Here is a 24,252-nt window from a genome sequence, read left to right as displayed (position 1 = left end):
GTTTATTCACTTATTCACCAAGTAACTCAATTAATTTTTCTTCAATAAAATCAATAAAAGGTAGTTCTCCTATAGTTACTTTTCCCTCTTCATATAAATCTGGTTTAACTCTAAAGAAATTAATTATCAATTTATTTTCTTTAATTAGATATTCTTCATCTGTAGACGGTATAAACAAAACTTCTACTTCCTCATATTTAGGATTTTCAATCCTTGTATTTATTTTATCAATTAAAGAATCTAAATTTAAGGTTTTTACAGGAGTTATCATCATATCTGTATATTCTAAATCCTCTAACATCCACATATTATTGTTCCAGAATTTCCTAGCCTTACGAGATTTACTGTTTAAAGGCTCACTATTAGATATACAACTTAATACTTTTCTTGCTTCTTCTTCATTAAATTCTTCATCATAAATGTACTTCATTTCTAATCTGTTTGCTACATCTATTATATAAGCCTCTCCTACTTTACCTCTTTCACTAGTCACTTGCCAGTAGTAATATAGCATTTCAACCATGTCAAATTTCTTCTTTATTGTCTTTATCATAGGTTCTCCTCCTTTTATATCTTCAGTATATAACATTGTTAATTATATCATAAAATCAGAGTTAATCTACAACTTTTATAACTGCTTTAATTATTTCTATTTCATCTTTTTCAATATCTATGGATGTCCATTCTCCAAATAAAATATTATTTTCAATCTTTAGATATTTAAGAAGGTCTTTTTCACTAATATCAATATTTTTATTTACCAAAATCTTTATATTATTTACCCTCCTTAAACTATTTTTCTCTGCTAACCTTAAAAGGGCGGAATAAATATTTTCATATAAAATAGAATTATTCATTTTAATGCCTCCATATGTAATTTAATATAATCGTTCTATTTTATATAGGTATTCATTTAATAATAAAATATTCTTAGCATAGATAAATTTTATTCATTTATAAATCAGCTTAATTTAATCTTTATTTGTACCTAAAAAGCTATGCACCCAACAAAGGTACATAGCTTTTTATCATCACTATATAAATTAATATATCCCTCCATTGGAATTACCCAAATCAGGTTCACAGAGTCAGAAATAACATTTCTATCTCAGCCTATCAATATAAGCACCCCTAAATTTATATTCATTTATAAATAAGTCCTAACTTGTCCTACTGACTTAAAAGGTCTATAGTATTAAATAAATTACCTGATAATGCATTTAATAAATCATCATCCATCACTATTAACCATTCATTTTCTTTTTTCTCCAAATTAATTTTAACATTCTGCGTAACTGTTTCTAAATCCTCTTTATTTAATATATTTTTAAATTTATCCATTATTCGTTTTTCAAGCTCTTCTTCGTTTATTTCCCCTTCTTCATCCATAAACTCCATTAAAGTCATCATAAAGGAATCTCCAAAAACCTCATAAATTACTTTCTCAAGATCTGGAGCTGTTATTTTTGCTTCAACTTCTGCCTTATCACCATCAACTTCTGAATCAGACAATTCATATTCTACTTTACTAAAGATATTATTAGTAATTTCATCTAATAATTCTTCACTTTCTTCATCTAAATCATTGTCTTTATCAATATCTGAACTACCATCTACCAGATACTTCTCTGATTCTTCAAGCTCCCCTTTTTTTACTGTTTCTAAATAAGCCTCTACTGTTTCTTTTGGATCAGGACCACTACATCCAGTAATACTAATTAATAAAATTGCAATTAAAATAATTGATAACGTTTTTTTATTCCTCAACGAGACCCCTCCTCTTTTTTTGACACTTATGGATTGATTATAACATAAATATGTAAAAGCACCTAATCTTAGAATTAAATTAATATCATCTAAAAAAATATTCTATCTCCTCTTTGGTTCCAGTTGTTCTAGTTGTCCCGGTTCTTGTGGTTCTTTTGAGTCCTTTAATTTTTCAATGCTTTCAGCATACATCTCCATGTGTTGGAAGTAACCCCTGAAAGTTTGTTGACGTGATGGATTAATGAAATAATGGGGAAACCCTGGTTCTTCTGGTTTTCCTCTTTTAAAGCTTTTATAGCTTTATTAATTGCTTCCTCTACTTCATTTACTTCTTCTATGGAAAAAATCATCATAAACGCGAGAAAACATGATAAAAATTTATTTATATTCTTTCCATATTTACTATTAACTCTATTTATTTAAGTCATTCTACTTAATAAATTGTTATGATAAATCATCCTAAACACATTGCCTTTAGTATCATCTTCTGATTATATATAATAGATTCTAAAATATTATATATTAGTTGATATATGTAAAAGGTTGAAATCAGAAAGTCGTCCACTAAAATTCATACCTAGTAGAGACCAATTGAAATCCTAATATAAACCAAGTTTACAAAATATGGACTACAAAAATCCCCACTTTTAAATAGATCTCAAAAAAACCAATTACTTATACAGTTGTATTGACATTGTAATACAATTTAATTACATAATTAAATTCATTTTATTTATGAATATGAAAACCTTATAGATATACTTGATAAACTTTTGTCATTTAAAAGTTCAAATATAATTTAATAATACAAGAAAAGTCTTACAAAGCACCTAATATTAATCTTCAAGTATATCCTTTGCCTCTGCTAATCTTTGCATAGCTGTTATAAACACCAATACTGCGTATATTACCGTAAATAGACTTAATTTACCACTAAATAGTATCATTAATGTAAACATAATAAACCCTTCTGTTCTTTCCATAATACCAGCCTGATAATAGAAAGACTTACTACTCTTTTTTTCAGAAAGAGCACCTACAGTTAAAAAAATAGTCATTGAAATAATTATTGAACATGATAAAAATAACAAATGGATTCTTGAATCTGTATATCTTAATCCTAATCCTATTATTACAGAAATTTCTACTATCCTATCAAAAGTTATATCCATAACTGTTCCCCAATCTGTAGTATCTTTTTGTCGTCGAGCAATTTCTCCATCTACTGCATCTAAGAGCCCAGATACCCAAAGAACTACTACAGCCATTACAGCTTTGTCAAAATAGACAAATACTCCTGAGAATATACCAATAATAAAGGCTAATTTAGTAATTTGATTTGCTGTAAAGTTTAATTTGATAAAAAAGTCTGCAACATTTTTAATTAGAGCGCTTATATATTTTCTCCCATAAGTATCTAACATTTATAATCTCCTTTTATATCCACTTTTTATATGTTTCAAGGTCATAAAAATTAGTTGTAGTATCATTAAACCAAATAATCTTTTAAAAGATCATCCATAAAATCTATTTGCAAATATTCTTTTACTTTATTAAAAGTATCCATATTCTTAATTTCTTTGTTTGGATCATGATATTCTATATATGCATATGCACACCAAGACAATGCTCTTAAATATAAATATGGATTATACATATAGACTCTATCCCTAATATTTCTATCTTCTCCTCCCAAGCCATCTATATATTCTTTAAAAAAACTTTCTTCCTCTTCCTTACTTAATAAGTAATCAGCCCTCCATAAAGTAGTAGTAGGCGCTAAAAATTGAGTTAAATCTTGACAAGGATCACTAATAACCGGTTTCTCCCAGTCTATTAGATAATTTCCATTATCGCCTATAATAAAATTATGAGAATTAACCTCTGTATTATTTATTACATGCCATTTATTTTCAATAAAATATTTTTCCTTTGCTTTATTCTTTATAGCCCAATTAAGAAATCTATCAAAATATCTTTTTAATTCTATATTTACAATAGATGAATCCCAAAATTTATCTAATAGTCTTTCTGCTTCTTTAACTCTCTCTGTAAAAATATTTGACTCTACAATAAAGTTATCATTATTTATTTTATTTAAGTCAATAGAGTGTATTTTAGAAAATATTTTTCCTGCCTTTTTAAGGTCTTTATTATACTCTAATGGTCTTCCTTCTAAAAATTCCATTATTAGAATTCCATAATCAAAATAATTCTTAGTATCATCTACGTAATATACTTTTGGCGTAACACCGGATACCTCTAATGATTTTAATGCACAATATTCATATTTTATTTGATTTTTTAATTCTAATTGACTCCCAGTATTAACTCTAAAAACATTTTTATTTAAATTAGATTCTAGAATAAAATTTATATTATACTCTCCTTGAGCTAAAAATGAAACATTATAATCTTCTCCAACATTAATATTTAAAACATTTTTATTCCTATATTTATTAATATATTCATTAATTTTATTTATTAGATTCTCTTTAAGCATAATGAATCCACTCCATATTCTGAATATATTCCAAGGTATTTTGTGGAATAATCATATTTTTATTATTCTTTTCCATTTCTTCAGAAAACTTTAATAAGTCTTCTTTTGTATCAATATCCATATGCTTGATAGCTAAACCTACTGAAAGCCCCTCCCTATTTGCTATATCAACAGTCCTTTCAAGAACAGATTTTTTACCCCATTTTAAATCATTATCAAATATTACAGAGTATAATCTTTTCATACCAATCAAATAATATCCTCCATCAAAACTCGGTCCTAAACAAATATCATTCTCTTCTAATAAATCAAAAGCCTTATATATGTCATCTGGTTGAATATTAGGTATATCGGAGCCTATTAATATTACCGAGTCATATCCTTTGTCTAAAACTTCTTCCATAGCATTTCTCATTTTTTCACCTAAGTCTCCACCTTTTTGGGGAAAGGTTTTAATATAGTTTGGAATCATATCTCCGAAAATGTGAAAAGAATCTTCTGGTGTATAGGTAAGGTATATATCTACATCATCTTTCAAATAATTGAATAGATTAAATAGATCTAATAAAAAAGCCTTATGAATTTCTGCACATTCAATTCCTGTTAATATATCCATTAGTCTAGTTTTTGTCTTGCCGGGTATCGGTATCCTAGTCATAAGAATTAAAGCATTCACTTATCTCACCTCTCTATACATCTGATTTAGTTTTGAAGGTGGTGTTCCTAATATATACAATAATTGTATCTTTTTCATAAGGAAAAAAGTCTTTAGTTGACCACCAGAGTTGAACCTTCTAGCCGATGTGCCAATTTTAGATTCTGTCATTTTAGTCTTTCCTAGTTTATGAAATCTTCTAGAAAAGTCAAAGTCTTCCATAAGCTCTATATCCTTATATCCATTCATATATTCAAATACATCTTTTCTTACAAATATACCTTGATCTCCAAAAAACAAATGAAAATATTTAGCTCTTATATTTGATGTCTTAGCAATGAATTTCATAAATAAGGTATCTAAATCATAGAAATATAACTGAAATCCTCCACCGATATATCCATCATCAATAGTATTTTTTATGCTGTTTAAAGAATCTACAGATGCTTTAGAATCAGAATGGAAAAACCATAATATATTTCCCTTTGCTATTTGGGCACCACAATTCATCTGTCTTGCCCTTCCCTTAGGACTATTTATTACAGTACAATACTTATTTGCAATTTCAACTGTATTATCGGTACTACCACCGTCTACAACTATAATTTCTTTATCTCCTTCTAGCTTGCTCAGCTGATCTAAAGTCTTTTCTATTGTTCCTTCTTCATTTAAAATTGGTATAATTATAGAAATCATATTAATGGCTCCTTATTTTAAAAAAATATCATCTTGTCATAATCTATTAAAATAGAAACTTCATCTCCTGGTTCAAATATTGTATTGGAGTCAGATATTGACTTCAATTCAACATTTCCTATTTTAACTGTATAATATATTCTATCTCCTGCATATCTCTTTACTATTACCTTACCTTTTATATTTGTCCCACTCAGGGGTAATAATTTTATTTCTTCAGGTTTTATCATAGCCTTTACATTCTTTTCATTAGGAACATCAGTTTTAATTTTAAAAATATTACTTATAAAATACCCATCTATTATATTACCTTTAATGTAGTTTTTTTCACCAAGAAAATTTGCTACTTCTGGACAATATGGCTTTTCATATAATTCTAAAGGTGTACCAGATTGTTTTATTTTCCCATCTAACATAACTGCTATTTTATCTGAAGTCATCAAAGCCTCCTCTTTATCATGAGTGACTAATACAGTTGTAATATTAAGCCTTCTTTGTAAGTTTAATATAAAATCTCTCATATCTTCTCTAAGCTTCCTATCCAAATTAGAAAATGGTTCATCAAGAAGAAGTACTTTTGGCTCTATGGCTAATGCTCTAGCTAAAGCAACTCTTTGTTTCTGACCTCCAGACAATTCATGGGGCATTCTTTTTTCATATCCTTCTAATTGGACTAATCTTAACATTTTTTGAACTTGTTTTCTTATTATTTCTTTATCTACCTTTGCCATTTTAAGACCAAAACCAATATTATCTCCCACATTTAAATGAGGAAATAATAGATAATCTTGAAACACTATTACAGCTCCCCTTTTCTCTACTGGAACCTTTAATACGGAACTACCTTCAAGCAATATATCTCCTTCATCTGGATTTAACAAACCAGCAATAATTTTTAAAGTTGTCGTTTTCCCACATCCAGAGGGTCCAAGTAAGGATATTAACTTCCCTTCTGGAACTACAAGATTAATATTATCTAATACCCTCTTTTTGTCAAAGCTTTTAGATATATTTTGCAAATCAATTCTAGACATATAAATACTCCTTTAACTTAAATTCATTTAAACTAGCTAAAAAAGAAGTTTCCACTTTTATAAAAATGTTTAATAGCCTTTTCCATTATACCTAAACATATAAGAGTGGCTAAAATAAATACAATACTATAAACAGCCCCCATCATTCTATCTCCACTTTGAATAAAGGGAAACATAATCATAGAAAATGTTACAATTTTTCCTCCACCAATTAAAAGCGTTAAAAAATATTGACTAAAAGACACTATAAAAACCATACTACCTGCTGAAACTATTCCCGGTGCTATTAAGGGTAGAGTTACATGAATAAAGACTTGTAATGGACTAGCCCCTAATACCTTAGCTTGCATATCTAATGAATCTCCTACTATTTCAAAGACATTTTGTAGTATTCTTACGCTATAGGGAATACAAGGAATTAGATGAATTAGAACAACACCTTGGAAAGTATTTGCAAGACCTACTTTTAAAAAGGAAAGATGTATCCCCATAGCTATTGCAACAGTAGGAACCATTACTGGTGCAAATATTAAAAGTTCTACTACCTTTTTACCTTTAAAATCATATATTCCTAAAGCCTTTCCAGCTGGAATGCTTATTATTAAAGCAATAATAGTTACGACTAAAGACAACCAAATGCTACTTAAAAGTGTTTCTAATGACCTACTAGAAGGATTAAAAAAATGCTTCCATCCTCTTAGTCCAAATTCTTTTGGCATTAAATTTGGCCAAGGCCAATTTTTAGTGAAACTCCAGATAACAATGACTATAAGGGGCAACACTAAAAATATTAGGAAAATATAAGTTATTATTTTAAATATAAATGAATTTTTGTTATCCAAATAATCACCCCTTATATTCAGAAATTAACTCAAAAGTCTTTTGATAGAACCCTACTAAAATAAAAGATAAAAAGGTCAGTATCATATTTATAACCATAGCATAAGGTCTATTAGTTAAATCAGGATTACTATATTCTATAAAAGCTTTAACAGATAATGCTTTTGGAGATGTAGCTCCCAAAAGAAAGGGCACCTCATAAGCTCCAAAAGAAAATGCAAATATTATTATAAAAGCTGACAATACTGATGGCATTATTAATGGAAGAAATACGTGAAAAAACACCTGTCTATTAGTAGCCCCAAGATTCAGGGCTACTTCAGAAAGATTATAACTTAAATTGCCTAAAATTGTATAAGTAACCATAGCCACAAAAGGTACCTCCTTCCACAGGTAAGCTATGATTATTCCAACTCCATTCTTCTCATATAGAAGGGATGGAAATTGAAAGGGCTCCTTTATTAAACCAATAAAATATAAAATTCTAGGAAGTATTCCATTTTGAACCAATATATTATATACAAGTAATACAGCCACAATATGAGGTACTATGATGGGAAACTTATACATAAAGTCTATAGTTTTTCTCTTACTATCAATCCTGAATATAGAATAAGATAAAAGTATTCCTAATACTATAGCAATTACTGAAGAAACTATTGATATATAAAAACTAAAGCCTAAAGAAGATAAAAAATCTTTACTTGTTAACACTTCTTTATAGTACTTCAGTGTAAATCCATTAAGTCCTATAGCTTTGAAATGACCTAAGCTTTGAATAAATCCCATAATTAAACCTGTAACAAATATTCCTAATATAATAATCATAATAGGAGTTATTAAAATATAAGGTTTTATTTTGCCCTTCAACACTAATCACTCTCGCCTGGAATAGTTTCCATCCAAATTTTTTCTATAATAGGTACTAAATCAGCTGGTATTTCTGGTATCCTATGTTCTGCTAATACATCTTGAGGAAGAGTTGCTTTACCTAGATCTACTGATTCTAAAATTTCTTTTTCTTCAGCACTTAATTTATTATTGTCCACAACTGGTAAATCCCCCCAGTTTCCAGGCACATACTTTGATGCTTGAACTTCAACATTTAATATATAATCTATAGCTGCCATAGCTCCAGCTTTATTCTGTGCATTAAAAGGTATCCCTATAAAATGAGTGTTTCCTACAGTTCCTTTGTCAAATACAAAAGTTTTTGTAGAATCTGGATACTCTCCTGTAACTATTTTCCCTGAAGGAGAATTAGGATTGTAAGTCATAGTCATTACTACTTCTCCATCTGCATACATATTATCTAATAATGCAGAGTCAGCTGGATAAGTTTTTCCTTCCTTCCATAAATAAGGTTTTAATTCTTTTAAATAATCCATTGCAGGTTCAATAGCTTCTCTTACTGTTTCTTCGTCTGCTTCCATATCCATAAATTGTTCATAACCGACTATGTCACATATAATATTTCTGACAAATACAGAACCTGTAAAATCAGGTAATGCAGGATAAGTAAATTTGCCAGGGTTTTCTTTAGCCCAATTGAATAATTCTTCATGACCCTTAGGAGGTTCCTCTACTTTCTCACTATCACATACCAACACAAATTGAGCTTTTCCATAAGGAGATTCATAACCTTCCACGGGATAACCAAAGTCATATTTAACTTCAACAGAATCCACATCTAAATATTTTTCAAAGTTTGGAAGCTTGTCTGTAAAAGGACCAAATAATAAGTCGTTTTCTTTTGCAGTAAAAAAGTTTTCCCCATTTATCCAAACCATATCTATATCTCCATCTTTTGCATCTACTTGCTTCTCATTTAATAATTTATTTAGTATCTCATCTATGTCCATACCTACTCTATTAAGGGTTATATCATATTCTTCTTTAAGCTTGTCTGATAAATATCCGTCAACCCAAGAATTATATTGTTGACTACCACCCCAACCATAAAAATTAACAGTAGTCCCTTTTGCAACTTCTAATATTTCATCCCAATCCTTTTCTAATACATCTTCATCATTTATTTCTTTTTTCCCACAACCAACTAAATTTAATGCTAAAATTCCTATTAATAAAAGTATTAAACTATTTTTGAACATCTTTCTCTTCACTTTCAATCCCTCCTATGTCTTTTGTTGAAAATTTCTTTTTTAACCATAGAGATACAACTATAAGCAATAATAATAGACCTATGGAAATATAAAAGCTAGTACTACCTATAGCAGTAGACTTATCTCCTACATTGGTATATACAATCATTCCTGGTAATGCTCCTATTGCAGTAGCTAATAAGAAATCTTTATATTTTATATCTGATAGTCCAGCACTATAACTCACTACTTTAAAAGGAAAAAGGGGCACAAGTCTAAGAAGTAATATTATAATAAATCCATTTTTCTCAGATTGTTCTCTAAACAAAACTAAATCCTTTTTTATAATTTTCTTAACTGCATTTTGTCCTAGATTTCTAGAAATGCAAAAAGCCACAGTACCCCCAATTAAAGAGCCCAATAAGGTTAATAGTGTTCCTTTATACAAACCAAAAATCATTCCCCCAGCCATAACCATTACAGAGTCTGGAAATAAAAGAAGAGGAAGTATAGAAAGTATTCCTAAATAAATTATAGGAGCCCATACCCCAAAAGATTTTACATATTCTTTCATTTCATTAGCCCCATAGCCTTTAAAAATATTAAATTTATTAAGAATAAAAATTATTACCCCTATTATAATAAAAGCAAATACATATTTTAATACTCCTTGTCTTGATTTTTCCATTTTATCCTTGCCCTTCCCTTATACCTATTTATCCATTTACCTATAAAACTTACATCTTTTTGATTGAAGCTTTCATATATTTCCTCATGGAATAATAAATCTAGAACATGAAAGGATTTTTTACCCCCACTTTTCATAGACTGAACACATTCTTCACAATAGGTTATTATATGCTCTTCTTCTAATTCAGTAGCTCTTTTCTTCTTTTGACCTAGAGCTATGGATTCGTTAGCTAAAAAAACCATCCCCCCTGCTCCACAGCAAAGAGTTTCTTCTCCAGAAAACTCATTTTCTTTATACTTAAGCCCTATTCCATCTAAAATATTTCTAATGGCATTGTGAGTCTTTCTTTCATCTCTTGTAGGGCATGGATCATGTATAGAAAAAGTTAGTTCAACATTTTCCCCTTTCCCCTTTACATTTTTAGGAACTCCAACTTCTGATATAACATCCCATAGAGATATTACTTTCACATTCTCGCTAGTATTTTTTATAGTATTAAAACAATTAGGGCAGGCTGTTATTACTCGTTTCACACTATTTTTTTCAAAATCTTCCTTTATTATGTCATAATATTTAATAAACCTTTTTTCGTCTCCCATAAATAAAGTTGGTTTACCACAACATTTTATATAAATTCCCATACCAGGTATATTATCTTTTAAATATTCATAGGTTTTCTCAACTATTTTAGGGCTATAAGCCATTAAGCTACAGCCGGGAAAAAAGATAATATCAGAATCATTATCCATACCTTTTATATCTGTGCTAAATAATTTGGAGAAACTATTTTTTTGATGAAATTTTATCGATGCATAACCTAATTCTTTAGGAGGTTCTCCATTTGATTCCTTAATAATATTATTTCTCAACTGGAAAAATAATTTTTTTAGGTCCACATCTTTAGGACAAACTTTTGTACAATAACCACAAAGTAAACATGAATAAGGCAGTTTGTAATCTACTTTTCCTTCTCCTATCAATTTCCCTAATAATTCTTTTGGAGAATCACAAAACTCATCTAGCATAGGACAGCCTTTCATACATAGTTTACAGCCTATACATTTCTCATACTCTATGTTGATTCTATCTAAGATTCTTTTTTCAATATTAATCTTTTCCATATTTTCACCCTTATCAAGCTAAAAGGATTGTCTCTACTAGAAACAACCCCTTTTTATTAAATTACTGATTCTTTTCAGCAGTTTTCATCTTCGTTTCTTTTTTGGCAGTTCTATCATTGTAAATTTTCTTCATTAAGAATATTAAAGCACTTAATGAAAATAGAATTAGAAGTCCAGTTACAAATTTTTTTACTCCTCCTGTAAGCATTCCCCCAACATAAGAATAGATCAAAGTTGCGGGAAGTTGTCCTAATCCTGTAGCCCAGAAAAATGACCAAAAATTCATAGGGGTAAGACCTGCTGCATAACTTACAATATCAAAAGATATGAAAGGTAATAATCTTGCTATAAGAATTGCATAATCACCATATCTTTCAAAAAACTTTTCTATTTCATCTAGGGCAAATTTACTAGTAAACTTTTCAGCTGCATTCCGGCCATAAATCCTTGAAATATAGAAACACAGTGCCGCACCTGCCATTGCACTAGACCAGGATAATATTGCTCCTTTTACCCAACCAAATAAACTAGCGTTTGCAAAGGTTATTAAAAATGCAGGAAGTGGCGCAGCTATTGACTGGAAGATCATTAGAAAAAAAGATATTACTGGCGCCCATATCCCAAAAGATAGTATATATTCTTTTACAGCTTCCACATCTAAAAGACTAAATAAATGGACAATGTTTTTAATTCCATTTCTAACTGGTGTTACAAATATACATATTAATGCAACTACCACAAGAACACCTATTTTAATCCATACAGATTTGCTTAACTTTCTCAATCTTATCAATCAGCCTTTCTTAAATTTACTTTAATCTTCTAAAAGTTCATCATATGGCCAACCCTCTTGACCTTTTTCTAATATATAAAGACGATCTTCTTTTATACCTTTTTCTACTAAGTATTTATGGGTATTTTCAGCTCCACCACCACCACGAGGGCATATTATTATTATCTTATCTTCTGATTCTTCAAGAGTAGGTAGAACTTCATCTAACTTTGCTTTGCCTTCATCATCATCTGCAGGGAAAGCATAAGTTGCTATAGCTCCTTTAATATGGTGTTTGTCCCAATCTTCTTCAGGTTGAATATCTAATAGAATCATATCCTCATCTTTTTCAATAAATTCTTTTACTTCTTCTGCAGTATGATATTTAAATTCGTCAGCAACTCCATCCGTTTCTTTTTTTCCACAGCCTGTCATTAATAGTGTCAATGTTAACAATGCAATTACTGCTACAGTAAATTTTTTCATTTTATACATCTCTCCTTTTAATTACTCTAATTCAAGCTCTGGGCTCCCGGCCCATGCATGAAAACTTGCATCAAAGTTCTGTACATTATCATATCCTAACATAGTTAAGACTATCTGCATATGAGCTGAACGAATACCCGCTGTACAATATGTAACTATTTCATCATCTTTATTAACTCCATTTTCTTCAAGTATGGCTTTAATTTCTTCTGGATTTTTTATTGTACCGTTTTTCTCTAAAAAGCTATTAAATGGTATATTGATTGCTCCTGGTAAATGTCCACCTCTTACTTCTCCATACTTTGTAGCTCCTTCATACTCATCTTTTTCTCTTACATCTATAATAACTACATCGTCTACTTTATTAACTAATTCTTCAGTTTCTATATTTGTTTTAGAGTCTAACTCTTTTACTTTAAAATTTGTAGACGTTGGTTCTACTGGTTCCTTTGATACCTCATAGCCTTCTGATTTCCAATAGTCCCATCCACCGTCTAAGATTTTTGTATTATCCAATCCTGATCTTCTAAGCATCCATACAATTCTTCCATCTTCTCCCCAACCTTTTTTTGTGTTGGTATAAACTACTATCTCTTTATCCTCGTCTATCCCAACTTCAGAAAACCTTTGGGATAAAGTGTCTGGCTCAAGGACTGTTCCCCAGTTTAGATCTTCTCCTGGAGTTCCATCAATATCAGCAAACTGTTGCCACATAACAGCTATTGCACCTGGTATATGTCCCTTATCATAAGCTTCTTGCCCCCTAGCATCTAATATTAATAAATTTTCCTTCTCCATGTTTTCCTTTAACCACTCAGCATCTACAATATATGTATCGTCTTCAAATTTAATATTTTCTTCTACATTCTTATTGAGATCTTTAACCTCATTTGTTCCTGCATCTTTTGAACATCCAATTAAAGAAAGAGACAATACTAATACTAAAACCATTATTAAACTTAATCTTTTTCTATTACTTTCCTTCATGAACTAGCCTCCTTTTTTATAGTATAGTGTTAAATGTTTACCTAGCATATGAATTATAACACAGAATAAAATATATTTATAATTGGAAATATTAATAGCTTTTTTAAAGTTATTAATATCCCTTATAGGTTGAAAAACATAAAAATAGCTGTCGGGAAAAAGCAAGTTTTAATCCCTCAGGCCTAAAATAAAGAGTGCTTAGGAACTAACTTCTTTTAAGAAGCAAATTCCTAAGCACTCTTTATTTTTATCTATATCTTTTTCTTCTTTATATCTGTATAAACATTTTGCCATATACTTACACTTATTACAATCTTGAAATCTATATAATTTATAAATTCCAAAAATGTCATTTTGTATTCTAATTTTCACTATAACAAAAAGGGAAATAGTTGTAGCTATCCATTTCCCAACATCCTCTTTGAATAAAGGCTAATACCATCTAAAAAATAAAGTTCTATCTCCTCTTTCTATCATACTTGTAAACTTTCTTCTTATATACTCTTTATATAAATCTCTTGCTCCAGGTAATATCATAGTAATTCCTACTATATCTGTTAAAATTCCTGGCAATAAAAGAAGGAACCCGCCTATTAATATACAAAAACCATTTAAAATATCTTCCCCTGGAATATTCCCCTGTGATAGCTCTTCGTTAATTTTACTTACTACAACCTTTCCTTCACTTTTAGCTAAAAAATATCCAGCGATTCCCGTAATTATAATAAGTAATACAGTGGTCCAAAATCCCATAGATTTGGAAGCCTTAATTAAAATATATAGGTCTATAATAGGTGTTAAAATAAATAATGTCACCAATTTTCCCATAATCTTTTCTCCTTTTACTAAGCAATTTTAAATACCTAACTTTTAAAAATATAAAATTAATCATTCCAGCCTTATATTTTTACTCTATCATTCCTTGAAGTTCATTCCAAATATCCTTATGTTTTTTTCTGAAATTTATTGGTTTAAGATTTTTATCCACAAAAACATGTTCAGTAAATCCTTTTGCTAGTAAAGTATTATCTTTCTCCCTATATATCTTGTATCTAAGCTCTATCCTTACACCTTTTAATTTAACAAGTTGCGTATCTATACATATTTCATCATCAAATTTAGCAGGAACTAAATACTCACATCCTGTTTTTATTACAGGTAAAAGTATATTCTCTACTTCTAATTCTTCATAACTTGACTTCAATTTTCTAAAAAATTCATTTCTTCCGACTTCAAACCAAGTAAAATAATTACCATAATAAACTACACCCATTTGATCCGTTTCCTTATATCTTACTTTTACAGTAGTTATATTCCCCATATGATAGCTCCTTTACAAAACTCTAGCTTCACCTTTATAAATTAATCCTGTAATACTATCTACAGTAATTAATTCTCCATCTTTTAATAATTTTGTTCCATCATTGGCCCCTACAACAGTTGGCCTTTCAACATTAAAACCTACTATAGCAGCATGAGAAGTAAGACCACCTTCTTCTGTTATAATTGCTGATGCCCTTTTCATATATTCTACCATATCCTTATTTGTTGATATGCTTACTAATATATCCCCATCTTCAAACTTATCTTCTAATTCTTCTGGAGTATTTCCTATACATACTTTTCCTGTAACAGCCTTATTACCTATCCCAATACCTTTTAACAAAATTTTCCCTACTGTATGAACTTTAAGTAAATTTGTTGAACCTGAAACGGATACAGGGATTCCAGCTGTAATTACTATAAGATCTCCTTCACTAATAAAGTCCTTTTCTAAAGCACTGTGTATTGCCATCTCTATTACTTCATCAGTAGAGGTACTTTTAACTGCCAAAGTCGGATATACTCCCCAAGTTAATGATAATTTTCTCATTACTTTTCTTGAAGTAGTTGCAGCAATTATAGGTGCTTTCGGTCTAAACTTAGACACAGCTTTTGCTGTATTACCAGAAGATGTGGCAGTTAAAATAGCACTTGCCCCCAAATCTTCTGCTGTACTACAAGTTGCCCTACTAATAGCATTGGTAGTAGTATATTCTTTTTCTAAAGCTTTTAAATGGAATATTTCTCTATAATCTAAAGAGGCTTCCGTTCTTAAAGCAATATTTCTCATAGTCTTCACTGCTTCTACAGGATACTTTCCTGCTGCTGTTTCACCAGATAGCATAATAGCGTCACTACCATCCAATATTGCATTGGCTACATCATTTACCTCAGCCCTAGTCGGCCTTGGATTTCTTATCATAGAATCTAACATTTGAGTTGCCGTAATAACTGGTTTACCTGCTTTATTACATTTTCTTATAATAGTTTTTTGTATCATGGGGATTTCTTCAGTAGTTATTTCTACTCCTAAATCCCCCCTTGCTACCATAATTCCATCAGACACATTTATAATATCATCTATATTGTCTACTCCCTCTTGATTTTCTATTTTAGATATTATTTCTATATGATCTGCATTATTCTCTTCTAATATTTTCCTTATTTCTAACACATCTGAAGCTTTTCTAATAAAGGATGCTGCAATAAAATCAATATCATTTTCTATACCAAATACTATATCACCAATATCCTTCTTTGTAACAGCAGGCATATTAGTTTTTACCCCTGGTACATTTACACCCTTATGGTCAGTTAATATTCCGTTATTCTTAACTATACATACTATGTCAGTTTCATCAATAATTTCTATTACTTCCAGTTCTATTAATCCATCATCTATGAGTATGGTATCTTTTTCTTTTACATCCTTTGACAATCCTTTGTACCCAATGTTAACAATTGTTTCATCTCCTAAAACTTCTCTCGTAGTCAATGTAAAACGCTGACCTTTTTCTAATTGAATTTCTCCATCTTTAAATTTTCCTAATCTTATTTCTGGTCCCTTAGTATCTAACAAAATTCCCACAGTATAATCCTTTTTTTCTCTAACCTTTTTTATAGTCTCTATTCTTTTTTTATGCTCGTTATGATCCCCATGAGAAAAGTTTAACCTAGTTAAATTCATACCACAATCCATTAACTTTTCCAAAATATCTTCTTCCTCAGAAGCTGGCCCTATTGTACATACTATTTTAGTTTTTTTCATACTTACACCCCTCATCAATTATATAGATAATACTCTAGCTATTTTATACATATCTTCGTCAAACTCTTTATTAACGGAAAGAGCTTCATCTAAATCCATGTCGATTATTTTATTTTCTTTTAATCCTAAAGCTCTAGCTGATTGCCCATTAATCAATAGTTCCATTGCCTTATTTCCCATAGTACTTGCAGTTACTCTATCAAAAGTTGTAGGTGTTCCTCCTCTTTGAATATGGCCCAAAATTGTAACCCTAGTTTCTGTTCCTGTTTTTTCTTCTATTTCTTCTGCTAATTCAAAAGAATTTCCTACTCCTTCTGCTAGAACGATTATACTATGAAGTTTTCCCCTATTCTTTCCTTTTATAACACGTTTACAAACATTGTCTACATCTATTTCTACCTCCGGAACTATTATACTTTCTGCTCCCCCGGCCATTCCTGCATATAGAGCTATGTCACCACAGTTTCTTCCCATTACCTCTACAATATTTGCCCTACCATGAGAAGCTGAAGTATCTCTAATTTTACTAATTGCATCTACTACAGTCTCAACGGCTGTGAAGAATCCAATAGTATAGTCAGTATATCCCATATCATTATCTATAGTACAAGGAACACATATTGTTGGTATTCCAGCATCACTTAAAGTTTTAGCTCCTTTAAAAGAACCATCCCCCCCTAATACTATTAATCCATCAATTCCAAATACATTTATTATATTTAAAGCCTTATTAAAACCTTCTTCTGTGGAAAACTCCTCACTTCTTGCGGTTCTAAGAACTGTTCCTCCTCTATGAATAATATCTCCAACACTAGAAAGATTCATATCATTAATATTACCATTTAAAAGTCCATTGTACCCTTGTTTAATACCAACAACTCTAACATTATTATAAATACCAGTTCTTACTACAGCTCTAACAGCTGCATTCATTCCAGGTGCATCTCCTCCACTAGTTATTACTCCTATTGTCTTCATCTTTATCCTCCTTACATTATAAAAAATATAGATTTAAATATTATATATATCCTAATTCTATTAACATTGAATAGACATCCTCTGCCTCAAATTCTGGTGTCAGTATTTCATATAATTCTTTATATCCATCTTTTGAAAAGAATTTTATTTCTACTAAAAATCCCTCTTCCGTTAATGTTTTTTCTATTTTCTTAGCCTTTCCTAGTCCTTCCACCACATAGACTGCAGTCCACATATTCTTGCACTCCCCGGATAAATATTGTAAAAATATTATAGCATATATATCAGCAAAGTTTAACAGAGTCTTTACCAACTATTTGTTTTAGTTCATTTAGCAAATTATTATTCTTCACATCCACCCATAAATCCCTTTCTGCCATAAAAGTCTTATTATTTTTTTCCATATACACATATACTGGTGTACTTCCTTTATATTTAATAAAAATACTTTTTAGGGAATTTAAAGTATTGGGCGAACGATCTTTTGGGACCATTACATATAATTTATCCTTATTATACTCTTTTAACGGATAAATCTTATCAGATATTATTTTAGGTTCGTCTTCTTCACTTATACTTAATTTTCCCTCTATTACTACCAAATTATCTTCTTCTATATATTGGGAAAATTTTTCATAAGTCAGTGGAAATACTATAACATCTACTACTCCATATAAATCTTCTAAGTTTAAAAAGGCCATTATATTGTTATTTCTAGTTACCATATTTCTTTTAGCACTAATTATTCCACCAATAACCACTTTTTGCCCATCTCTATATTTCATTGTAGAAAGTTCCTCACCTACATCATCAGATATCCCAAATAAATTTGTAGTCGTTATATTAGATATCTTTTTAAGCTTTTCCTCATAAGGTGCCAAAGGATGTCCACTAATATATATTCCCAATATTTCTTTCTCCATAGTTAAAAGTGTATCCTGGGTAAATTCTTTTAAGTCTGGGAAAGATTCATGAGATACCTCTGTATCTATAGAATCAAATAAAGAGGATTGACCTTTTATATTTCGTTTTCTATCTTGATTAATACTATTAATAGTCTTTTCAAAGACTGCTAATAACTGAGCCCTATTTGCACTTAAACTTTCCATAGCCCCACATTTTATTAAACTTTCTACAGCCCTTTTGTTCATAACAGATGAATCTATTCCATCTACTCGTTCAACAAAATCAGTAAAGCTAATAAAAGGTCCATCTAATTCTCTAGCTTTTACTATAGCTTTTATAAAACTTTCCCCTACATTTTTTACAGCCATCAGTCCAAAGCGAATTTTATCCTTAGAAACAGTAAATTTTTCATAGCTTTCATTTATATCTGGCGGTAGTACCTCTATTCCTAACCTTTTGCATTCTTGAATATATAAAGATACTGAATTAGTATTCCCCATTACACTACTTATTAATGCAGCCATAAATTCTACTGGATAATAATGTTTTAACCAAGCAGTTCTATAAGCAATTACTGCATAAGCTGCTGAATGGGATTTATTAAAAGCATATTTAGCAAAGTCTGCCATTTGATCATAAATTTTATTTGCAGTTTTTTCATCTACACCATTTCTAATAGCTCCAGGAATTATGACTTTTCCATCTTCATCTACTTCTCCATAAATAAAATGCTCTCTTTCTTCTTCCATTGTATCCATTTGTTGCTTACTCATTGCTCTTCTAAGTAAATCAGCTCTTCCTAAAGTAAAGCCACCTATATCCCTAACTATTTGCATTACTTGCTCTTGATAAACAATACAACCATAAGTTACATTTAATATAGGTTTTAATTTTTCATGGGCATATTCAATATTCTCTGGTGCATTTTTATTTTTTATATAGATTGGAATTTGATCCATAGGTCCAGGTCTAAAAAGAGAATTTGCTGCAATAATATTTTCAAAATTATCTGGTTCTAGCTCCTTTAAAAACTGTCTCATTCCACCACTTTCAAACTGAAATATTCCTAGGGTTTCACCTTTTTCAAACATTTTAAAAATTTCCGTGTCATCAAAGGTGATAAAAGAAAAATCTATTTTCTTTCCATGATTTTTTTCTATTAAAGTAATAGCATCTCTAACAACTGTCAAAGTTCTTAGGCCTAGAAAGTCCATTTTTAATAGACCTAATTCTTCTAATTCCGTCATAGTAAATTGGGTAGTTATAGAATCTTTATTTCTAGACAATGGCACGTATTCCGTAATAGGGTCCTTAGATATTACCACTCCTGCTGCATGGGTAGAAGTATGTCTCGGTAGCCCTTCTACAGCTAAAGCCAGATCTATAAGATTTTTAATTTCATCCCTTTCTTGGTATATACCCTTTAAAGTTTTATTTACCTTTAAAGCTTTTTCAATAGTCATTCCTAATTCCATAGGAATTTGCTTAGCTATATAATCTACTTCTCCATAAGGCATATTTATTGCTCTTCCCACGTCTCTAATTGCCCCTCTTGCCGCCATGGTACCAAAGGTTACTATTTGAGCCACTCTATCTTCTCCATATTTTTCTACAACATAATCTATAACTTCCTCCCTTCTTTCATAGCAGAAATCTACATCTATATCTGGCATAGTAACTCTTTCAGGATTTAAAAACCTTTCAAATATTAAACCATATTCTAAAGGATCAATATCTATTATTCCTAAGGCATAAGAAATTAGAGATCCAGCAGCTGACCCTCTACCAGGTCCTACCATTATTCCATTATCTTTAGCAAATTTTATGAAATCCCACACTATTAAAAAATAATCTACATAGCCCATATCTACTATAGTATTAAATTCAAAGGAAAATCTCTTTTCAATTTTTTCTGTTATTTCTCCATATCTTTCCTTTAAACCATCTTTACATAATTTTTCTAAGTATTCTTCATTTGTATATCCTTCAGGAGTTTCATATTTAGGTAAATGTAGCTTTCCAAATTCTAAATCTACATTACATCTTTGTCCTATTTTTACAGTATTTTCTAAAGCTCCATCCACATCCCCAAAAAGGCTTTCCATTTCCTCGTAAGATTTTAAATAAAATTGATCTGTTGGAAACTTCATCCTATCTTCTTCATCGACAGTTTTTCCTGTTTGAACACATAATAATACATCATGTACTAAAGCATCTTCCTGTTTTAAATAATGGACGTCATTAGTAGCTACCAAAGGAATATTCAATGCTTTAGATAAATTAATAAGTTCCTGATTAACTAGCTTTTGCTCCCTTAAGCCATGGTCTTGAAGCTCTAAAAAGTAATTGTCTTCTCCAAATATTTCCTTATATTTAGTTGCTGAAACTTTTGCGCCAGAATAGTCACCATTAAGTAGTTTTTTCTGAACCTCCCCACCTAAACAAGCACTTAAAGCTATTATACCTTCACTATACCTTTCCAGAACATTATAATCCACTCTTGGTTTATAATAGAAACCATTAACATAGCCCTCCGATACTATCTTCATTAAATTTAAATATCCTTTATTATTTTTCGCTAACAATACTAAATGATATTGTTCTTTCTTTTTTGGATTTTTTTCTGTATAGGCACCTTTAGACACATATACTTCTGAACCAAGAATAGGATTTATTCCTTGTTTTTTAGCTTCTTTATAGAAATCTACTACTCCAAACATATTACCATGATCAGTAATAGCTATAGCATCCATTCCTAATTCTTTAGTCTTAGAAACCAAATCCTTAATCCTATTTGCACCATCTAAAAGACTGTATTCAGTATGAACGTGAAGATGGACAAACTTTCCTTTATTCTCCATAATCATGTCCTTTCTAAAATTTTTCTACATATATATTATTCTATCATAGGGGTTTCTTTTTTTCCTAACTTTTCTGCAATCTCATCTATTTTTCGAAATCTATGATTCACTCCGGATTTACCTACAGGTGGATCTAATTTTTCACCTAATTCTTTAAGACTTGCATCCCTATTTTCTAATCTTAAATATGCTACCTCTAGTAAATTTTTCGGTAATTTTTCTAATCCTACAGTTTCTTCTATATATCTAATATTATTGATTTGCCTTATAGAAGCATTTATAGTTTTTCCTAAATTAGCAGTTTCACAGTTTACTAATCTATTTATATTATTTCTTACATCTTTTAAAACTCTAATATTTTCTAACTCTAAGAGAGCTGAATGAGCTCCTATAATATTTAATAAGTCAACTATTTGTTCTCCCTCTTTAAGGTAAACTATATAATCCTCCTTCCTCGTAACAATTTTTGAATTTAGCTCAAAAGCATTAATTAATTTAGATAAATCTTTAGCATGTTCTCTGTTACTAGATACAAACTCTAAATGATAAGTCTTTTCAGGATTACTAATAGAACCACTTCCTAAAAATGCACCTCTAATATAGGCTCTTCTACAGCAGTTATTCTCCACAATATACTTTGGTATTCTGTGATTAATTTCGAAACTCGATTCTTCATTTTTATTTAAGAAACCTATATCCTTAAGGATCTTTTTAGTATTCTTCGTATTTTGCACTACTATTAAATAATTATTATTCTTTTTCAATTGTTTGTTCTTCCTTACCATTACATCTACATTAATATTATATAAATATTTTAATAAAGTAAAAGTTCTCCTAGCTATTGCTGCATTCTCCGTTAAAAACTTCAAACTAATATTTCTTTGTCCTTTTATAGAAATAGAGCCACCCATTCTAACTAAAGCAGCTAATTCTGATTTTGCACAAGATTTACTCTTTATTTCTAGCCTAGATAGTTCATTTTTAGTTGATGAAGAGAAAGACATCTTCCAACCTCCTAAAATCCTTCTTTATATTAATTAAATTCATTATACTATATTTATACCTTTAATTTAAAAGATTTATAGATTTTGTCTAAAATCTATATTAAAATAGAGATATATACTTATTATACTTATGGAGGTAGATTTTTCATGAAAATTAATTTAGATTATTCAATTAAAAACTTAGTAAATTTATTAAACATTCCTAGTCCATCTGGAAACACAGAAAAAGCAATTGACTTTGTCGAAAAGAAATTCAATGACTTAGGAATTAAAACTAAAAGAACTAATAAGGGTGCATTAATTGCTACTATTGAGGGGGAAAACAAGTCAAAAGAAGTTACACTTTCAGGTCATGTAGATACTTTAGGTGGTATGGTTAAAGAAATAAAAGGTAATGGCCGCTTAAAACTATCACAAGTTGGTGGCTACGTTTGGAGCACAATTGAAGGTGAATATTGTATTATTGAAACTAGTAATGGGAAAAATTATACTGGTACAATATTGACTACTAAAGCTTCATCCCATGTCCACGGATCGGAAACTGATAAATTAGAACGAAATCAACAAAACTTAGAAATTAGAATTGATAAAAAAGTTAGGTCTAAGGAAGATGTTGAAAATCTTGGTATATCTGTAGGAGATTATGTATTCTTTGATCCTAGGACCACTGTCACAGAAAGTGGATATATAAAATCCAGACATTTAGACGACAAAGCCGGGGTTGCAGCTTTGTTAGGAATTGCCAAATATCTAATAGATAATAATATTACACCTAAATATACTACTAATTTCTTTATTAGCAATTATGAAGAAGTAGGCCATGGTGCAAGTGCTGCATTGCCAGAAAATACATTTGAATTTATTGCTATAGACATGGCAGCCCCTGGCGAAGGGCAAACCTCTGATGAATATAGCGTAACTATTTGTGCTATGGATTCTTCAGGACCTTATAACTTAGAACTTCGAAAAAAACTTATAAATCTGGCTAAGGAAAACAACCTTAATTATAAAGTAGATATATATCCCTACTATGGTTCTGATGGTAGTGCTGCTTTAAAAGCTGGTTACGATTTTAAAGTAGCACTTATTGGCCCAGGGGTAGATGCATCCCATTCTTTTGAAAGAACTCACCAAGATGCTATAGAAAGTACTATAAAGCTAGGAATACTTTACTTAACAAAATAACTTTTACCAAAACCTCTAATATTTTCATGGTTTATTTATTTATTATAGTATAAAACTAGTTTTAGAGGTGATAAAATGAGCTTAAATGAAAAATTTATAATAGATCTTCAAGGCAATAATTATGTAACTTATGAAGGGTTATTAGATTTAGCCCATCAAAACAATTTAAGTTCCATATACGTAGAGCTTCTACAAATCCCTAAAGATGAAAATAATATGACGGCTATTTGCAAAGCTACTGCTACCACTGACAGAGGAACTTTCTCAGATATTGGAGACGCTAGTCCCAAATCTGTAAATACTACTGTAATGCCTCATTTAATACGTATAGCATCTACTAGAGCTAAGGCTAGAGTTTTAAGAGATATAACTAATATTGGAATGACTGCTTTAGAAGAAATAATTGAACAGCCAGTAGAAGAACCTGCTACTAAAAGACAAATTGAAACTATTAAAAAGCTATCTAGAAACCAGGAATTTAATACATCTTATGATAATTTAACAAAAAAAGCTGCCAGTAATATAATAGCTCAACTAATTGATAAGCAAAATAGAGGTCATTAGCAAAGAAAA

General features: G+C 30.1%; 25 protein-coding genes and 1 riboswitch. Of the genes, 2 read left to right on the top strand and 23 right to left on the bottom strand.

Annotated elements, in window-relative coordinates:
• Positions 1 to 10 precede the first annotated feature (10 nt).
• The 23 genes from VK071_06355 to whiA all read right to left on the bottom strand — a co-directional run bounded on the left by VK071_06355 (position 11) and on the right by whiA (position 22,494).
• Complete coding sequence (locus VK071_06355) at positions 11 to 553, bottom strand: hypothetical protein (GenBank protein ID HLR34938.1); 543 nt, start codon at positions 551 to 553, stop codon at positions 11 to 13.
• A gap of 61 nt (positions 554 to 614) precedes the next feature.
• A complete protein-coding gene (locus VK071_06350) occupies positions 615 to 857 on the bottom strand; it encodes a hypothetical protein (protein HLR34937.1) in 243 nt (80 codons plus the stop codon).
• Positions 858 to 1,033: 176 nt separating this feature from the next.
• A riboswitch (TPP riboswitch) is annotated at positions 1,034 to 1,143 on the bottom strand.
• 27 nt (positions 1,144 to 1,170) lie between these two features.
• Positions 1,171 to 1,767, bottom strand: a complete 597-nt coding sequence (locus VK071_06345; protein ID HLR34936.1) for a DUF5105 domain-containing protein — start codon at positions 1,765 to 1,767, stop codon at positions 1,171 to 1,173.
• An 836-nt stretch (positions 1,768 to 2,603) separates the two neighbouring features.
• A complete protein-coding gene (locus VK071_06340) occupies positions 2,604 to 3,191 on the bottom strand; it encodes a CDP-alcohol phosphatidyltransferase family protein (protein ID HLR34935.1) in 588 nt (195 codons plus the stop codon).
• Between the two features lie 65 nt (positions 3,192 to 3,256).
• Positions 3,257 to 4,270, bottom strand: a complete 1,014-nt coding sequence (locus VK071_06335; GenBank protein ID HLR34934.1) for a phosphotransferase — start codon at positions 4,268 to 4,270, stop codon at positions 3,257 to 3,259.
• Positions 4,263 to 4,946 (bottom strand): TIGR04282 family arsenosugar biosynthesis glycosyltransferase, encoded by a 684-nt coding sequence (locus VK071_06330; protein HLR34933.1) that lies wholly within the window; start codon positions 4,944 to 4,946, stop codon positions 4,263 to 4,265. The genes VK071_06335 and VK071_06330 overlap by 8 nt, the downstream gene beginning before the upstream one ends.
• The gene (locus tag VK071_06325) at positions 4,947 to 5,621 is read right to left on the bottom strand and encodes a TIGR04283 family arsenosugar biosynthesis glycosyltransferase (protein HLR34932.1); all 675 of its coding nucleotides are present in this window, start codon (positions 5,619 to 5,621) and stop codon (positions 4,947 to 4,949) included. It abuts the gene before it with no gap.
• Between the two features lie 17 nt (positions 5,622 to 5,638).
• Entirely contained in the window at positions 5,639 to 6,655 is a 1,017-nt protein-coding gene (locus VK071_06320; protein ID HLR34931.1) for an ABC transporter ATP-binding protein, read from the bottom strand.
• A gap of 32 nt (positions 6,656 to 6,687) precedes the next feature.
• The gene (locus tag VK071_06315) at positions 6,688 to 7,497 is read right to left on the bottom strand and encodes an ABC transporter permease subunit (GenBank protein ID HLR34930.1); all 810 of its coding nucleotides are present in this window, start codon (positions 7,495 to 7,497) and stop codon (positions 6,688 to 6,690) included.
• A 4-nt stretch (positions 7,498 to 7,501) separates the two neighbouring features.
• Positions 7,502 to 8,365: an ABC transporter permease subunit gene (locus VK071_06310; GenBank protein ID HLR34929.1), complete on the bottom strand. Its 864-nt coding sequence runs from the start codon at positions 8,363 to 8,365 to the stop codon at positions 7,502 to 7,504.
• Positions 8,366 to 8,367: 2 nt separating this feature from the next.
• Positions 8,368 to 9,618: an ABC transporter substrate-binding protein gene (locus tag VK071_06305; protein HLR34928.1), complete on the bottom strand. Its 1,251-nt coding sequence runs from the start codon at positions 9,616 to 9,618 to the stop codon at positions 8,368 to 8,370.
• The gene (locus VK071_06300) at positions 9,593 to 10,285 is read right to left on the bottom strand and encodes a TVP38/TMEM64 family protein (GenBank protein ID HLR34927.1); all 693 of its coding nucleotides are present in this window, start codon (positions 10,283 to 10,285) and stop codon (positions 9,593 to 9,595) included. The genes VK071_06305 and VK071_06300 overlap by 26 nt, the downstream gene beginning before the upstream one ends.
• Positions 10,258 to 11,409, bottom strand: coding sequence for a (Fe-S)-binding protein (locus VK071_06295; GenBank protein ID HLR34926.1), 1,152 nt, complete (start codon positions 11,407 to 11,409; stop codon positions 10,258 to 10,260). The genes VK071_06300 and VK071_06295 overlap by 28 nt, the downstream gene beginning before the upstream one ends.
• Positions 11,410 to 11,470: 61 nt before the next feature.
• Complete coding sequence (locus VK071_06290; protein HLR34925.1) at positions 11,471 to 12,193, bottom strand: TVP38/TMEM64 family protein; 723 nt, start codon at positions 12,191 to 12,193, stop codon at positions 11,471 to 11,473.
• A gap of 30 nt (positions 12,194 to 12,223) precedes the next feature.
• The gene (locus VK071_06285; protein ID HLR34924.1) at positions 12,224 to 12,667 is read right to left on the bottom strand and encodes a rhodanese-like domain-containing protein; all 444 of its coding nucleotides are present in this window, start codon (positions 12,665 to 12,667) and stop codon (positions 12,224 to 12,226) included.
• A 21-nt stretch (positions 12,668 to 12,688) separates the two neighbouring features.
• A complete protein-coding gene (locus tag VK071_06280; protein ID HLR34923.1) occupies positions 12,689 to 13,654 on the bottom strand; it encodes a sulfurtransferase in 966 nt (321 codons plus the stop codon).
• A 432-nt stretch (positions 13,655 to 14,086) separates the two neighbouring features.
• Positions 14,087 to 14,482, bottom strand: a complete 396-nt coding sequence (locus VK071_06275; protein HLR34922.1) for an FxsA family protein — start codon at positions 14,480 to 14,482, stop codon at positions 14,087 to 14,089.
• Positions 14,483 to 14,561: 79 nt separating this feature from the next.
• Positions 14,562 to 14,975 carry a thioesterase family protein gene (locus tag VK071_06270; protein ID HLR34921.1) on the bottom strand — a complete coding sequence of 138 codons (414 nt, stop codon included), beginning with the start codon at positions 14,973 to 14,975 and terminating at the stop codon, positions 14,562 to 14,564.
• 12 nt (positions 14,976 to 14,987) lie between these two features.
• Positions 14,988 to 16,760 (bottom strand): pyruvate kinase, encoded by a 1,773-nt coding sequence (gene pyk / locus VK071_06265; protein HLR34920.1) that lies wholly within the window; start codon positions 16,758 to 16,760, stop codon positions 14,988 to 14,990.
• Positions 16,761 to 16,763: 3 nt separating this feature from the next.
• The gene (gene pfkA, locus VK071_06260; GenBank protein HLR34919.1) at positions 16,764 to 17,723 is read right to left on the bottom strand and encodes a 6-phosphofructokinase; all 960 of its coding nucleotides are present in this window, start codon (positions 17,721 to 17,723) and stop codon (positions 16,764 to 16,766) included.
• 40 nt (positions 17,724 to 17,763) lie between these two features.
• The gene (locus tag VK071_06255; GenBank protein ID HLR34918.1) at positions 17,764 to 17,958 is read right to left on the bottom strand and encodes a hypothetical protein; all 195 of its coding nucleotides are present in this window, start codon (positions 17,956 to 17,958) and stop codon (positions 17,764 to 17,766) included.
• A gap of 49 nt (positions 17,959 to 18,007) precedes the next feature.
• Positions 18,008 to 21,490: a DNA polymerase III subunit alpha gene (locus VK071_06250; GenBank protein HLR34917.1), complete on the bottom strand. Its 3,483-nt coding sequence runs from the start codon at positions 21,488 to 21,490 to the stop codon at positions 18,008 to 18,010.
• Between the two features lie 35 nt (positions 21,491 to 21,525).
• Positions 21,526 to 22,494, bottom strand: a complete 969-nt coding sequence (whiA, locus tag VK071_06245; protein ID HLR34916.1) for a DNA-binding protein WhiA — start codon at positions 22,492 to 22,494, stop codon at positions 21,526 to 21,528.
• 147 nt (positions 22,495 to 22,641) lie between these two features.
• Here whiA and VK071_06240 point away from each other — a divergent pair, with 147 nt between their 5' ends.
• On the top strand, positions 22,642 to 23,679 hold the full coding sequence (locus tag VK071_06240) for a M42 family metallopeptidase (GenBank protein HLR34915.1): 1,038 nt from the start codon (positions 22,642 to 22,644) through the stop codon (positions 23,677 to 23,679).
• 75 nt (positions 23,680 to 23,754) lie between these two features.
• Positions 23,755 to 24,243: a hypothetical protein gene (locus VK071_06235; GenBank protein ID HLR34914.1), complete on the top strand. Its 489-nt coding sequence runs from the start codon at positions 23,755 to 23,757 to the stop codon at positions 24,241 to 24,243.
• The last annotated feature ends 9 nt before the right edge of the window (positions 24,244 to 24,252 follow it).

Source organism: Tissierellales bacterium (assembly GCA_035301805.1).
Classification (GTDB): Bacteria; Bacillota; Clostridia; order Tissierellales; family DATGTQ01; genus DATGTQ01.
Note: the sequence above shows the minus strand (reverse complement) of the source record. Positions and strands in the feature narration are given on the sequence as shown.